The organism is Klebsiella sp. 54 (assembly GCF_018223875.1).
Taxonomy (GTDB): Bacteria; Pseudomonadota; Gammaproteobacteria; order Enterobacterales; family Enterobacteriaceae; genus Klebsiella; species Klebsiella quasipneumoniae.
In genome coordinates this window covers 20,421-33,872 of the sequence record NZ_JAGRRA010000002.1, presented here as the reverse complement: position 1 = coordinate 33,872, position 13,452 = coordinate 20,421, and the positions used below count along the sequence as shown (strand labels likewise).

The window sequence follows — 13,452 nt, the reverse complement described above, 5'->3', positions numbered from 1 at the left end:
AATGAGTATGGCGATATCATCTCTGCGTAGAGCTCCCTGGGTTCGCGCTCTGCTACTGATCAGCGCTTTTTTGACAGTGTCCGTGAGTGCGCAACCCATGGTCATCACGCCGCCCCCCTTCGATGGCCTGTTGATCAATCCGGGCATCGGCGTCGCCAGCTTTCATAATGGCTATGGTGAAAAACCGACCCGAGCCGAGTACCCCGATACCGGTTTTGAGTACGATCGCTTCTACTGGAGCGAGCTTGAGCCACAGGAAGGGGTCTACAATTTCGATCTGATCGATAACGCCTTTAGCGTCGCCGCCAACCATCAGCCAGCAATGAACGTTGGTTTGAGGGTGATGGTGCTCGACGATCCGCAAACGGGATCGAAAATTCCCGACTGGCTGATCGCCAAAGGGATCAAAGGCCAGTGGGTAGCCGACGGCAAAACCTTCGTTCCGGATCTCAGCGATCCAACTTTTATCACCTATGCGCAGAGGCTGCTGAAAGCCCTTGGTCAGCGTTACGACGGCAATCCTGAGCTGGCCTTCATCGATATCGGTATCGTCGGATCCTGGGGCGAATGGCACAATTCCAACTTTAGCGATATTCCGCCGTTAATGGAGAAATACACGCCGGATCAGCTCAATCGCTATGTTGATATGCATTTCGATAGCTTCCCGAAAACGCCGAAAATCATGCTGATTAGCGGTGGTGATTCGCTGGCATGGGCCAGCCGCCGTGGCGCCGGCTGGCGGGCGGACTGCTGGGGCGACTGGCATAACTTCTCCAGCGACTGGAGCCATATGCGCGATGATTATCCACAGCGCCTTGCCGCCGCCCAGGCTGAGTCACCGGGGTTTGTCGATAGCTGGAAACGCGCGCCGGTCAGCCTTGAGATCTGCGGTTACATGAGCGAATGGCAGAGCGTGCAGCACTACACTCGCGAAGAGGTCCAGGCCACCTTCGACTGGGCGCTGCAGCAGCACGCCAGCACTTTGAACCTGAAATCACGACCCATTCCGGCGGAATATCGCGACATTGTCGATAAAGCCTTGCTGCGAATCGGCTACCGTTTCCGGGTCAACAAGCTCGCCTTTGCGACGCCGGTTAAGGCAGGTAATCCATTAACGATCAATGTCACCTGGCGTAATGATGGCGTCGCCCCTGCCTATCTGCTCTACCTGGTACAGTGGCGCGTGGTCAACGCTGGCGGCGCTACGGTTACCCAGTTAAAAACGCAGGATGATGTGCGCCGCTGGCTGCCGGGGGATATGCAAAGCACTGTCACTCTGACGCTACCCACCTCGCTGCCCGCCGGCGATTACGCGCTGCAGACCGCCATTACCGATGCTCAGGGCAAGCCGCGGCTCCTGCTGGCCAACCAAGGCAAAACCGCCGACGGCTGGTATCAACTGACCACCTTTTCCATTAAGTAAACGGAGAATTCATGTCTAATGCCATCAGTCAGGTACGCCGCGAGATCAAACATACCGGCAGTATGAAGGCGAAAATCGCGATTCTACTCTATCGCCTCGCGACGCTGTATCGCAGCCGAAATCCGTTTTACAAGCTTCTCGGCATTCCATTCGTTATTCTCAATAAACTGATTAACGAATGCCTGTTTTGCGTCGAGCTACCCTGGCAAACGCGGATTGGCTATGGGCTGAAGCTGTATCACCCGCACTGCATCGTCCTCAACCGAGGTACCGTAATCGGTGAAAACTGTATCCTGCGTCAGGGAGCCACCATTGGCAGCCTGACGGATAGCGAAGGCCGCGAGGGACCAAGCCCAGTGATTGGCAATAACGTCGAATTCGGCGCCCACGTGGTGGTCATCGGTCCGGTAACATTGGGTGATAATGTCAAAATTGGCGCGGGGACCGTGGTGACGAAAGATCTGGCCGCCGGTCAGGTAGTGGTCGGCCAGCCATTCAGGGTGTTGTCATCTCATCGCGAAATGCAAGAATGACGGTACGTAAACCGTAACAGCAACGTAACGTTCGGAGGAGTCATCCGCTTCCCGGGACAGGAAGCGGATACCAGAGTATAGCCTACGCCCGCAGACGAACCGGCTCGCTGAAATCGTCGGCCGGTTCCAGCTTCAGATTAAAGGTGGTCAGCAGCGCTGCCGCGCGCTCGTGAAATTCGCGCAGCGTTTTTTCCAGTCTGTCGCTCACTTCCGGGTCGTCAATGTCGACCGCCTGCCATGACCCTTCTTTATTGAACAGACCAAACTGGTAGCTATAGGTGAAACGTGACTCTTGTGCTTCCATTTCCATCCACCAGCCCCAGAATTCACGCTTCTCCGGCGCGGGCTTAACATTGACGCAAACTGCCAGGCAATCGAAAAAGAAACGGTTGTCATGGCACTGCTCTTCGCGAATGTAAGGCCCTAGCGCCGTGAATTTCTTGATCAACTTACTTTTCAGGTGTCCACTCGGTAACGTCATTGCGATCTCCTTTAGTGATGCAACTGTTTTACCAAACCAATAGAATTTAGCAATAAATTAACCAAATCTATGATTGATCCAGCGGGCGATCTGTCGCAATGCGTGATCAAAATTGCGATACACCGGGTTAAACGGGATCTCCAGCAGTTTGCCATCGGCAGATGACGAGGTGATTAACCGCGACTCCTCTTCAGGGCTGAACGGATCATCCTTCCAGAAGCCGGAGAGCATCGGCGTCGGGCAACGGCGCCCCAGCAGTCCCTGGGTTTTGAGCGAATAGCGATTGAGCTCCACGCGCAGCGCTTCATCGGATGCGTCATGCATGCCCAGCCGCGAGGCCAGCACGTCGAGGTACATCTCCGGCACGCGCCCCTGATGCAGGGGATCCACCAGCAGACCGTGGACCACCGGCCCCAGACAGGCTACGGCCTTCAGCCGCTGCGGCTCCAGGTAACCGAGACGCACCGCGATATTGGCGCCAAAGCGGAAGCCGAAGGCGGCGACCCGGGTATGGTCAATCCACGGCACATTTTCCAGATGGCGCAGCGCGTGCTGATGCAGCAGGCTGGTGTCCTGATTCAGCGTCCATTTTGATGAGAAGCCGATGGAGGGCATATCAATGGTCAGCATGGCAATGCCGAGCGGTGAGAAGTAGTTTTCATACAGGTTGTAATAATCGGTCTGCAGCGAGTCCAGCCCCCCGCACATCAGCACCGTCGGAAACGGCCCCTCGCCTTTCGGCATATGCAAAAAACCGGTTATCGGCGAGCCGCCAGGGATAGTAAACTCCAGCTCGCGCAGGGCGCCAGGCAGTCGCTGGGCGGCCTCTTCATACGCCCGGTTGGCTAAAGCCTGCGCCTGTTCCGCCAGCTCATCGCCTTTGATATGCGGATAAGCGGCAATGCTGTACAGGTTCGAAGCATGCAGCCAGTGGCGGCCGCTCAGCAAAGGATCGGCTTCCTGCCCGGCCTTTTGCTGCCACTGCATGGCTTCTTTCGCCCACTCAAAAATCCAGTTGCCGCCGCGATAGCCGATAACGGTATCGAACAGCTCGGGATCGGTTCGTTCGGCCTCGCTCATCACAATGCGCGCTTGCACATCGAGGATCTCCTGCGGGGTTACGCCGCGCCAGATCCACATTAAGCGATTGATCAGACGGTACCAGTGATCGACGTGATTGCCGCTCAGCGCTGACTGCATCGCCTGGGGTTTTCCGGCAGAAAACCGGCGCACCAGCGTAGAGGTTTCGGGATGTTTGAAGCGAGGTTTAAACAGCGTTTCGCTAAGGTTAGCCTGTGACATGTGCAGTCTCCGTCGTAGTGCCACTCCGGATATTGTAACCTGCTAAAGGATAAAAAAAACCACGCCCGGCAAGCCGGGCGTGGTAAATAGCACTGTCCTGAAGAATTAACGACCTGCGATAGGCGGTACAAACACCACGCCCATATCCCACGGCTGTTCAATCCAGGTATCCTGCGGAATATCAACCACGTAATCATCCACCAGCGGACGGCCTGCCGGTTTGGCGAAAATGGTGACAAAGTGCGCTTTGGGATACATTTCGCGGATCGCCACAGCGGTCCCGCCGGTATCCACCAGATCGTCGATAACGATAAAGCCTTCGCCATCGCCTTCCGCACGTTTCAGCACTTTCAGCTCGCGCTGGTTATCATGGTCGTAGCTGGAGATGCATACGGTATCAACATGACGAATGCCCAGTTCACGCGCCAGTAACGCTCCCGGTACCAGTCCGCCGCGGCTAACGGCAATAATGCCTTTCCATTGCTCAACCGGCAGCAGACGGCTGGCCAGTTTGCGGGCGTGAATCTGCAACATGTCCCAGGTGACGACGTATTTTTCGCTCATGTGAAGTGTCCCAGCCTGTGTAATACGGCTTAAATAATGTTCGAGGGGGAAAATGGTTGCGCGAGATTATAGAGATCTGACGCACTAAAAACCAGTGTTAAGCGGTTTGCGCAACGCTTTTTGCGTTGTTTACACTACCTGCGGCGGTGGAAAGTGGTATTCTCAACCCCATCGCGCAAGCCCGGGCTTGTTGTGTATTTTAACGCTAACCCTCGTCCTGCAACCGCTGTATGCAGGAGTCTGTAAGGAGACTTACCGTGTCTGAACTGTCTCAACTATCCCCGCAGCCGCTTTGGGATATTTTTGCCAAGATTTGCTCCATCCCGCACCCGTCCTATCACGAAGAACAGCTCGCCGAGCACATTATGGGTTGGGCAAAAGAAAAAGGCTTACACGCGGAACGCGACCAGGTTGGCAACATTCTGATTCGTAAAGGCGCGACTGCCGGTATGGAAAACCGTAAGCCGGTAGCGCTGCAGGCGCACCTCGATATGGTGCCGCAGAAAAATAACGACACCGTCCACGACTTCGCCAAAGATCCGATTCAGCCGTACATTGACGGCGAATGGGTGAAAGCGCGCGGCACCACGCTGGGCGCGGACAACGGTATCGGGATGGCGTCCGCGCTGGCGGTACTGGCCGACGACAGCGTCGCTCACGGCCCGCTGGAAGTGCTGCTGACCATGACCGAAGAAGCCGGCATGGACGGTGCCTTCGGTCTGCAGGCCAACTGGCTGCAGGCCGATATCCTGATCAACACCGACTCCGAAGAAGAAGGCGAAATCTACATGGGTTGCGCCGGCGGGATCGATTTCACCTCTAACCTGGCGCTGACCCGCGAAGCGATTCCGGCCGGGTTCCAGAGCTTTAAAGTCACCTTAAAAGGGCTGAAAGGCGGCCACTCCGGCGGTGATATTCACCTTGGTCTGGGTAACGCCAACAAGCTGCTGTCGCGCTTCCTCGCCGGCCACGCCGATGAGCTGGATCTGCGTCTGGTCGATTTCAACGGCGGCACGTTGCGCAACGCCATCCCGCGTGAAGCTTACGCTACTGTCGCCGTCGCCGCGGATAAAGCCGATGCGCTGAAAGCGCTGGTGAATACTTACCAGGCGCTGCTGAAAAACGAGCTGGAGGCCAAAGAGAAGAACCTGGTGGTGCTCGTGGAAGCGGTCGATAACGACAAAGCGGCGCTGACTCAGGCTTCCCGCGACACTTTCATCCGTCTGCTGAACGCCACGCCGAACGGGGTTATCCGCAACTCTGACGTGGCGAAAGGCGTAGTGGAAACTTCGCTGAACGTCGGCGTCGTCACCATGACCGATGACAACGTACAGATCCACTGCCTGATCCGCTCGCTGATCGACAGCGGCAAAGACTACGTGGTCAGCATGCTGGATTCTCTGGGTAAACTGGCGGGGGCGAAAACCGAAGCCAAAGGCGCTTACCCGGGCTGGCAGCCGGACGCCAATTCGCCAGTGATGCACCTGGTGCGCGAGACCTATCAGCGTCTGTTCAACAAGACGCCGAACATCCAGATCATCCACGCCGGTCTGGAATGCGGCCTGTTCAAAAAACCGTATCCGGAAATGGACATGGTCTCCATCGGGCCGACCATTACCGGTCCGCACTCTCCGGATGAACAGGTACATATCGAAAGCGTCGGCCAGTACTGGACGCTGCTGACCGAGCTGCTGAAAGCCATTCCGGCTAAATAAGCACTACCACCGGCGGCAGTCCGCCGCCGGTTTTTCATCCGCCTCACCTTAGCGACCCGCGCTTTCCATCCGGTAGTTAATAAACCACTCTCCGCGCGCCGCCACCCGCTGCTCAGCCACCACCTTAAAACCATGAGCCGTAAAACAGGGCTTTGCGGTAATGCTGGCGTCCACCGTCAGGATTTGCGCAGGATACTGAGCGCAGAGCGCCTCGATAAGCGCGCCGCCGATACCCTGCCGGCCATGATCCGGCGAGACGAAGAGCAAATCGATATGCGTCCCGATGACGGTGATAAAGCCAACCAGTTGATGCTCTACTTCCGCCACCAGCCCGATTGAATCAGCCAGCTTTTGCCGCCAGCGCGTCTCATCCACCTGCGCCCAGGCCGCAATCTGCGCCGGGGTATAATCCCGGCTGGCCGTTTCCCGCACCGCGCGCAGAAAGATCTGGCAGAGCAGTGGCAAATCGCTGTCGTGGTAAGGGCGAATGTGCATGGTTAAATCCCTAATAAAAGCTGCCTTTCCAGCTGCGGATCGAGCAGCGTTACGTGGAGCCCAACCAGACGCACGCCACGTCCGCCACGGCGCTCATCCCAGGCCTTGTGCGCGGTGGCAATCAGATCCGCTTTGTTCAGCCGCGGCCAGACGTGCTCCTGGGTGGTCAGCTGGAAGTCATTGAATTTCAGTTTAATCCCCTGACGGGCGATCAGCAGGTCCGGTTTAACCTTCGCCAGCCGGCGCTCCAGCTCCGGGTAGAGGTTTTCGATTATCGCTTCGCACTCCGGCCATTCGTGAATATCTTCCGCCAGGGTGCGCTCCACGCCCACCGACTTGCGCTGCCGGTCGTTATGGATTTCCCGCTCATCAATCCCGTGGCTACGCTCCCACAAAATACGGCCAAATTTACCGAAGCGCTTAAGCAGCATGGCCAGATCGCTGTTCTGCACATCGCCACAGGTACGCAGGCCCATATTTTCCAGCTTCGCTGCCGATACCTTCCCGACGCCGGGTATTTTCGCCAGCGGCAGCGCCCGCACAAACTCAGCCACCTGATGGGGAGCGATAACGAACTGGCCGTTGGGTTTATTCATGTCAGAGGCGATTTTGGCAAGAAACTTCACCGGCGCCACCCCCGCCGAGGCGGTGAGGCGCAGCTCCCGTTCAATGGTTTCGCGGATCTCCTGGGCTATCAGGGTGGCCGACCCGTGACAATGCACGCTGTCGCTGACGTCAAGATAGGCTTCATCCAGCGACAGCGGCTCAATGCGCGAGGTGTAGCGGGAGAAAATTTCGCGGATATGGTTCGAGGCTTCTTTGTAGGCATCGAAGCGGCCGGGAAGCAGTGTGAGATGCGGGCACAGCTTGAGCGCTGTCGCCGTCGGCATAGCGCTGCGCACGCCAAACTTGCGCGCAGGATAGTTCGCGGTACTAATCACGCCACGCTGTACCCGACTGCCGCCTATTGCGAGGGGGATATCGCGCAACGCCGGGTTGTCGCGCATCTCCACCGCCGCAAAGAAACAGTCCATATCGACATGGATAATTTTACGCATCGTCAGACTCAACACTGTATACCCATACAGCATAGCAAAACTCGCTGCGAATTTGATGCTTTTTTTATTTCATCGGCTAAAAAAGCGGTCAAAACATAAAAATGCAATGAATTATGTTTATTTTCATAAAGTTAACCAATGAATCTGGAAGGTGTAATCATGAAGAAAATACTTACCGCACTTTGCCTGCTGGCCACCGCCGGCGCCTGGGCAGCCCCACAGCTGATTGCCCACCGCGGCGGCACCGGCGATGCGCCGGAAAATACCCTGCCAGCGATCAAGCTGGCGCTGGAGAATAACGCTGAGGCCATCTGGGTCACCGTGCAGTTAAGCCGCGACGGCGTGCCGGTGCTCTACCGGTCAAGCGATCTTTCCGCATTGACCAATAGCGAGGGCAAAGTTTCCAGTTTGACCGCCGCCGAGCTGGCGAAAGTCGATGCCGGCTGGAAATGGGGTGATGACAGCCACCCCTGGCGCGGCAAGCAGGCCACCATTCCCACGCTGCAAGCCGTTTTGCAGCAATGGCCGCATACGTTTTTCTACATCGACATTAAATCTCCGGATGCCGACCCGACCGTGATGGGCGAGCGCCTGCTTGCGGTGTTAAAAGCCACGCACAGCCTCAATCGCGTACGGGTCTATTCCACCGAAGACCGCTATATCGCCGCGCTGCCGCCGGCTATTCCCCGCTTCGTCACCCGTAGCGAAACCCGCACCAGGCTCGCCAGTATTTCGCTCAGCCATCAGTGCCAGCCTGCCAGCCAGCGCGAAGGCGAACAGTGGTATGGGCTGGAGCTGAAGCGCAAGGTAGAGGTGGTGGAGAAATTCACCCTTGGGGAGGGGATCTCCCCGGCGACGCTCACCTGGGATAAAGAGGCGATGGATTGCTTCCGCTCGCAGGGCAAAGCGCACATTATCTTCTTCGGCATCAACAGTGCGGAAGATTACCGCACGGCGAAGGCGCTGGGCGCTGACGGCGTGATGGTTGATTCCCCGGCGCAGGCGAAAAGCTGGCAGTAAGGGCGCAAAGGGAGAAAAAAGGCCGCGAAAGCGGCCTCACATTGCTGGCATGTTGTTGCCGGGTGGCGGCTGACGCCTTACCCGGCCTACAAAACCGAAGCAGCAGGCCCGGCAAGCGCAGCGCCTCCGGGCCAAAATGGCCAAAGATTACAAAATACGCCGCTGCTGGCGCTGCGCCTCGCGGGCGAGACGTTTCTTACGCGCGTCGCAGGGCTCAGGACAGTCGCAGACTTTCTCCAGCCCCAGCGAGGAGATCCCCCCGCAGCTGCCCTGAATGCTCTTGCGCTTCACCAGGTAGCCCAGCGACATCCCGAGGATCACCAACGCAAAAATCACAAAGGTTGCGACAAACACCGTCAGCATCGTCAGCCTCCAAAGTCGTCGAGCAGAATATTCTCGTCCTCGACGCCCAGATCCTTCAGCATCTTAATCACCGCGGCATTCATTACCGGCGGCCCGCACATGTAGAACTCGCAGTCTTCCGGCGCCGGGTGATCGCGCAGATAGTTCTCGTACAGAACGTTATGGATAAAGCCGGTATGCCCCGTCCAATTATCTTCCGGCAGCGGATCGGAGAGCGCGACGTGGAAGGTAAAGTTCGGGTTATCCCGCGCCAGCTGTTCAAACTCATCATCGTAGAACATCTCGCGCAGCGAGCGCGCTCCGTACCAGAAGCTGATTTTGCGTGTGCTGTGCAGGCGCTTGAGCTGGTCGAAAATATGCGAACGCATCGGCGCCATCCCGGCGCCGCCGCCGATAAACACCATCTCGGCGTCGGTTTCTTTGGCAAAGAACTCGCCGAACGGCCCGGAAATCGTCACCTTATCGCCCGGCTTCAGCGACCAGATATAGGACGACATGATCCCCGGCGGGGCATCCGGCACCTTCGGCGGCGGCGTCGCAATGCGCACGTTGAGCATAATGATACCCTTCTCTTCCGGATAGTTAGCCATCGAGTAGGCGCGCAGGGTCGGCTCTTTCACCTCAGAGACGTAGCGGAACAGGTTGAACTTGTCCCAGTCCGAGCGGTATTCATCCGGAACATCGAAGTCAGCATAGGCCACTTTATGCGGCGGGCATTCGATCTGAATATAGCCCCCCGCGCGGAACGGCACCACCTCCCCCTCCGGGATCCGCAGCTTGAGCTCTTTAATGAAAGTGGCTTTGTTATCATTGGAGATAACTTCGCACTCCCATTTTTTCACACCGAAGATTTCCTCCGGTAGCTCAATCTTCATGTTCTGCTTCACCGCGACCTGGCAAGCCAGACGGCAGCCGGCTTTTGCTTCACGTTTGGTAATATGCGAAAGCTCGGTCGGCAGGATATCGCCGCCGCCCTCTTTGATAGTCACCCGACACTGGCCGCAGGAGCCGCCGCCGCCGCAGGCGGAGGAGACAAAAATCCCGTTGCTCGACAGCGTGTTCAGCAGCTTATCCCCCGCCGGGGTACGGATCTGCTTATCCGCTTCGTTATTGATCTCAATAACCACGTCGCCCGCGTTCACCAGCTTTGAGCGCGCTGCCAGGATAAGCCCCGATAGCACCAGCACAATCAGCGTGAACATCACGACGCCAAGAATAATTTCCATACTTATTCGCCCTTATAGCTGCACGCCGGAGAAGGACATAAAGCCCAGCGCCATCAACCCGGTGGTGATAAAGGTGATCCCTAACCCGCGCAAGCCGGCAGGCACGTTGGCGTACTTCATCTTTTCGCGGATCCCCGCCATCGCCACAATCGCCAGCATCCAGCCGATGCCGGAGCCGAAGCCGTAGACGATGGATTCCGGGAAGTTGTAATCACGCTGCACCATGAACGACACACCGCCAAAAATCGCGCAGTTAACTGCAATCAGCGGCAGGAAGATCCCCAGCGCGTTGTATAGCGCCGGGAAGTACTTATCGAGGATCATCTCGAGGATCTGCACCAGCGCGGCGATCACCCCGATAAAGGTGATGAAGTTCAGGAAGCTGAGGTCCACCCCTTCCACCAGCGCGCCGTCGCGCAGCACCAGGTTATACACCAGGTTGTTGATCGGTACGGCAAGACCCAGCACCACCGTCACCGCAACGCCGAGGCCAAAGGCGGTGGAGACCTTTTTCGACACCGCGAGGAAGGTACACATCCCGAGGAAGAAGGCCAGCGCCATGTTTTCAACGAACACCGCGCGGACAAACAGGCTAATGTAATGAGCCATCATCGATTACTCCTTTTCCTGCTGTTCAGGCTTCCAGCTACGCAGGGCCCAAATCAGTAAACCGATAATGAAGAACGCGCTCGGCGCCAGCAGGAACAGGCCGTTCGGCTGATACCAGCCGCCGTTCTGCACCGTCTCCAGCACCGTGATCCCGAACAGCTTGCCGCTGCCGATAAGCTCGCGCAGGAAGCCGACGATAATCAGGATCGCGCCGTAGCCGAGACCGTTGCCGATACCGTCCATAAAGCTGGCCAGCGGCGGCGACTTCATGGCGTAAGCTTCGGCGCGGCCCATCACGATGCAGTTGGTGATGATAAGCCCGACGAATACCGACAGCTGCTTGGAAGTCTCATAGGCGAAAGCCCGCAGTAGCTGATCCACCACGATAACCAGCGAGGCGATGATCGCCATCTGCACGATGATGCGCACGCTGTTGGGAATGTGGTGGCGGATCATCGAGATAAACATGCTGGAGAACGCCGTCACCAGGGTTACCGCAATGGTCATCACGAAGGCGGTTTCCAGTTTAGTGGTGACCGCCAGCGCGGAGCAGACGCCCAGCACCTGCAGGGCGATGGGGTTATTGGCAATGAGCGGGCCCACCAGCACGCGCTTCACCTCTTTCATATCGCTCTGTTCAGCCATTGTTCAGCCCTCCTTCACGCACCTTTTTCAGGAACGGACCAAAGCCCAGTTCACCCATCCAGAAATCAAAGCTGTGCTGTACGCCATTTGACGTCAGCGTGGCGCCCGATAAGCCATCAACCGCATGCAGGTCACCAGCGCGCGCGCCGCCTTTGACCACTCTCAGCGCCGGCATGCCGTTGTCATCCAGCACCTGCTTGCCGACAAACTGCTGGCGCCAGTTCGGGTTCTCCACTTCGCCGCCCAGCCCCGGCGTTTCGCCCTGATCGTAGTAAGTAATGCCTTTTACCGTGCGGCCATCGACGTCCAGCGCCACGAAGGCATACATCATCGACCACAGGCCGTTGCCATAAATGGGCAGCACCACCTGCTCAATCTTCTGCTGCGCGTCACGCACCAGGTAAATTTCCGCGAGGTTGCTGCGTCGCTTTATACCAGCCGGATCCTGGCTGGCGTCCAGCGCCATACTCTGTTGCGGATCCTTCAGCGCCTGGGCCTGATTGAATTTTGACGGGTCTTTCTCCAGCAGCTCACCGGTCGCCAGATTCACCAGTCGCGGCGAAATGCGCGCCGCGAAGGTGTCGGCGACCGCATCAGCATCCATGCCGGGCTGCATCAGGCCGGACACCGCCAGGATATTACGCTGCTTATCCAGCGCCCGCTGCGCCTGCTGGCGGGATTTCAGCCCGACGGCCGAGCCCGCTACTACGATGGAGCAGACCAGACAAAGCACCAGCACCACCAGCAGCGTTTTGCCGATGCTATCGTTACTTTTCTTCTCAGCCACGCGACTTCCTCCGCTTAATATTGGCCTGCACCACCAGGTAGTCGAACAGCGGTGCGAAGAGGTTGGCAAAGAGGATCGCCAGCATCATCCCTTCCGGATAAGCCGGGTTCACCACGCGGATCAGCACGCACATCACGCCGATCAGCACGCCGTAACTCCATTTCCCTTTATCAGTAAACGAGGCGGATACCGGGTCCGTCGCCATAAACATCATGCCGAAGGCAAAGCCGCCGAGCACCAGATGCCAGTACCATGGCATAGCGAACATCGGGTTGGTGTCGGAGCCGATAACGTTAAACAGGGTGGCGGTGGCGATCATGCCGATCATTACCCCGGCGACGATGCGCCAGGACGCGACGCGGCCAAAGAGAATGATCGCGCCGCCGATCAGGATCATCAGCGTTGAAACTTCGCCAATCGAGCCCGGAATATTGCCGAGGAAGGCGTCCATCCAGCTCACCGGGATGCCTGTAGCGACGTTAACCAGCGCTTCACCGCCGCCGCTGGCCCACTGGGAGAGCGGCGTCGCGCCGGAGAAACCGTCCGCTGCCGTCCACACCAGGTCGCCGGAGATCTGCGCCGGATAGGCGAAGAACAGGAACGCGCGCCCCGCCAGCGCCGGGTTGAGGAAGTTGCGCCCGGTGCCGCCGAAAATCTCCTTAGCGATCACCACCCCGAAGGAGATCCCCAGCGCCGCCTGCCATAGCGGCAGCGTGGGCGGGACGATCAGCGCAAACAGAATCGAGGTGACAAAGAAGCCTTCGTTGATCTCATGTTTGCGCACGATAGCGAACAGCACTTCCCAGAAGCCGCCGACGATAAAGACGGTGATATAGATAGGCAGGAAGAAGACCGCGCCTAAGGTCATCATGCTCAGCCAGCCGGCGTCGGCGCTGAAGCTCACCCCTAACCACTGGGCGACGCTGTAGTGCCAGTTGTTGGCGATCGCCTGCTGCAGTTGTTCGGCGCCGTAAAGCTTATGCAGCGCCGGAATGGTCTGCAGCCCAACGTTGTACATGCCCCAGAACATTGCCGGGAATACGGCAAACCACACGAGGATCATCATCCGCTTGAGGTCGATGGCGTCGCGCACGTGCGCCGCGCCGCGGGTGACCTGGCCTGGAGTGTAGAAGATGGTCGCCGCCGCCTCATACAGCGGGTAATATTTTTCCAGCTTGCCGCCGTGCGTGAAATGCGGCTCAAGTTTTTCAATCAGATGCTTTAAGCCCAT

Annotated in this window: 15 protein-coding genes; 4 read left to right on the top strand and 11 right to left on the bottom strand. The window is 57.7% G+C overall.

The features are described 5' to 3' along the window. Nucleotides 1-7 precede the first annotated feature (7 nt). On the top strand, nt 8-1,423 hold the full coding sequence (locus tag KHQ24_RS01850) for a DUF4832 domain-containing protein (protein ID WP_211777102.1): 1,416 nt from the start codon (nt 8-10) through the stop codon (nt 1,421-1,423). A gap of 11 nt (nt 1,424-1,434) precedes the next feature. Beyond that, a complete protein-coding gene (locus tag KHQ24_RS01845; RefSeq protein ID WP_004204645.1) occupies nt 1,435-1,956 on the top strand; it encodes a serine acetyltransferase in 522 nt (173 codons plus the stop codon). 82 nt (nt 1,957-2,038) lie between these two features. On the opposite strand, the gene crl is transcribed toward KHQ24_RS01845, so the two are convergent. The 3 genes from crl to gpt all read right to left on the bottom strand — a co-directional run bounded on the left by crl (nt 2,039) and on the right by gpt (nt 4,303). Further along, a complete protein-coding gene (crl, locus tag KHQ24_RS01840) occupies nt 2,039-2,437 on the bottom strand; it encodes a sigma factor-binding protein Crl (protein ID WP_002889793.1) in 399 nt (132 codons plus the stop codon). 57 nt (nt 2,438-2,494) lie between these two features. Continuing rightward, on the bottom strand, nt 2,495-3,739 hold the full coding sequence (frsA, locus tag KHQ24_RS01835; protein ID WP_004204644.1) for an esterase FrsA: 1,245 nt from the start codon (nt 3,737-3,739) through the stop codon (nt 2,495-2,497). Between the two features lie 105 nt (nt 3,740-3,844). Beyond that, nucleotides 3,845-4,303 carry a xanthine phosphoribosyltransferase gene (gpt, locus tag KHQ24_RS01830; protein WP_002889733.1) on the bottom strand — a complete coding sequence of 153 codons (459 nt, stop codon included), beginning with the start codon at nt 4,301-4,303 and terminating at the stop codon, nt 3,845-3,847. 257 nt (nt 4,304-4,560) lie between these two features. On the opposite strand from gpt, the gene pepD reads away from it, so the two are divergent. Then, nucleotides 4,561-6,018, top strand: a complete 1,458-nt coding sequence (gene pepD, locus KHQ24_RS01825) for a cytosol nonspecific dipeptidase (RefSeq protein WP_004204643.1) — start codon at nt 4,561-4,563, stop codon at nt 6,016-6,018. 48 nt (nt 6,019-6,066) lie between these two features. On the opposite strand, the gene KHQ24_RS01820 is transcribed toward pepD, so the two are convergent. Further along, complete coding sequence (locus tag KHQ24_RS01820; RefSeq protein WP_032455593.1) at nt 6,067-6,513, bottom strand: GNAT family N-acetyltransferase; 447 nt, start codon at nt 6,511-6,513, stop codon at nt 6,067-6,069. 2 nt (nt 6,514-6,515) lie between these two features. Beyond that, nucleotides 6,516-7,571 carry a DNA polymerase IV gene (gene dinB / locus KHQ24_RS01815; RefSeq protein WP_004204641.1) on the bottom strand — a complete coding sequence of 352 codons (1,056 nt, stop codon included), beginning with the start codon at nt 7,569-7,571 and terminating at the stop codon, nt 6,516-6,518. Between the two features lie 159 nt (nt 7,572-7,730). Between dinB and KHQ24_RS01810 the strand changes: the two genes are divergently transcribed. Continuing rightward, complete coding sequence (locus KHQ24_RS01810) at nt 7,731-8,591, top strand: glycerophosphodiester phosphodiesterase family protein (RefSeq protein WP_117089517.1); 861 nt, start codon at nt 7,731-7,733, stop codon at nt 8,589-8,591. A 147-nt stretch (nt 8,592-8,738) separates the two neighbouring features. On the opposite strand, the gene nqrM is transcribed toward KHQ24_RS01810, so the two are convergent. Genes nqrM through KHQ24_RS01780 form a run of 6 tightly spaced genes read right to left on the bottom strand, consistent with a single transcriptional unit; the run spans nt 8,739 to nt 13,452 of the window. Next, on the bottom strand, nt 8,739-8,954 hold the full coding sequence (gene nqrM / locus KHQ24_RS01805; protein WP_004204638.1) for a (Na+)-NQR maturation NqrM: 216 nt from the start codon (nt 8,952-8,954) through the stop codon (nt 8,739-8,741). Between the two features lie 2 nt (nt 8,955-8,956). Continuing rightward, nucleotides 8,957-10,180 (bottom strand): NADH:ubiquinone reductase (Na(+)-transporting) subunit F, encoded by a 1,224-nt coding sequence (gene nqrF / locus KHQ24_RS01800; RefSeq protein WP_004204637.1) that lies wholly within the window; start codon nt 10,178-10,180, stop codon nt 8,957-8,959. A 12-nt stretch (nt 10,181-10,192) separates the two neighbouring features. Further along, nucleotides 10,193-10,789: an NADH:ubiquinone reductase (Na(+)-transporting) subunit E gene (nqrE, locus tag KHQ24_RS01795; protein WP_004177335.1), complete on the bottom strand. Its 597-nt coding sequence runs from the start codon at nt 10,787-10,789 to the stop codon at nt 10,193-10,195. Nucleotides 10,790-10,795: 6 nt separating this feature from the next. Next, complete coding sequence (locus KHQ24_RS01790) at nt 10,796-11,434, bottom strand: NADH:ubiquinone reductase (Na(+)-transporting) subunit D (protein WP_002889716.1); 639 nt, start codon at nt 11,432-11,434, stop codon at nt 10,796-10,798. Next, complete coding sequence (locus KHQ24_RS01785; protein ID WP_032455592.1) at nt 11,427-12,221, bottom strand: Na(+)-translocating NADH-quinone reductase subunit C; 795 nt, start codon at nt 12,219-12,221, stop codon at nt 11,427-11,429. Before KHQ24_RS01785 ends, KHQ24_RS01790 begins: the two co-directional genes overlap by 8 nt. Then, the gene (locus tag KHQ24_RS01780) at nt 12,214-13,452 is read right to left on the bottom strand and encodes an NADH:ubiquinone reductase (Na(+)-transporting) subunit B (RefSeq protein ID WP_004204634.1); all 1,239 of its coding nucleotides are present in this window, start codon (nt 13,450-13,452) and stop codon (nt 12,214-12,216) included. Before KHQ24_RS01780 ends, KHQ24_RS01785 begins: the two co-directional genes overlap by 8 nt.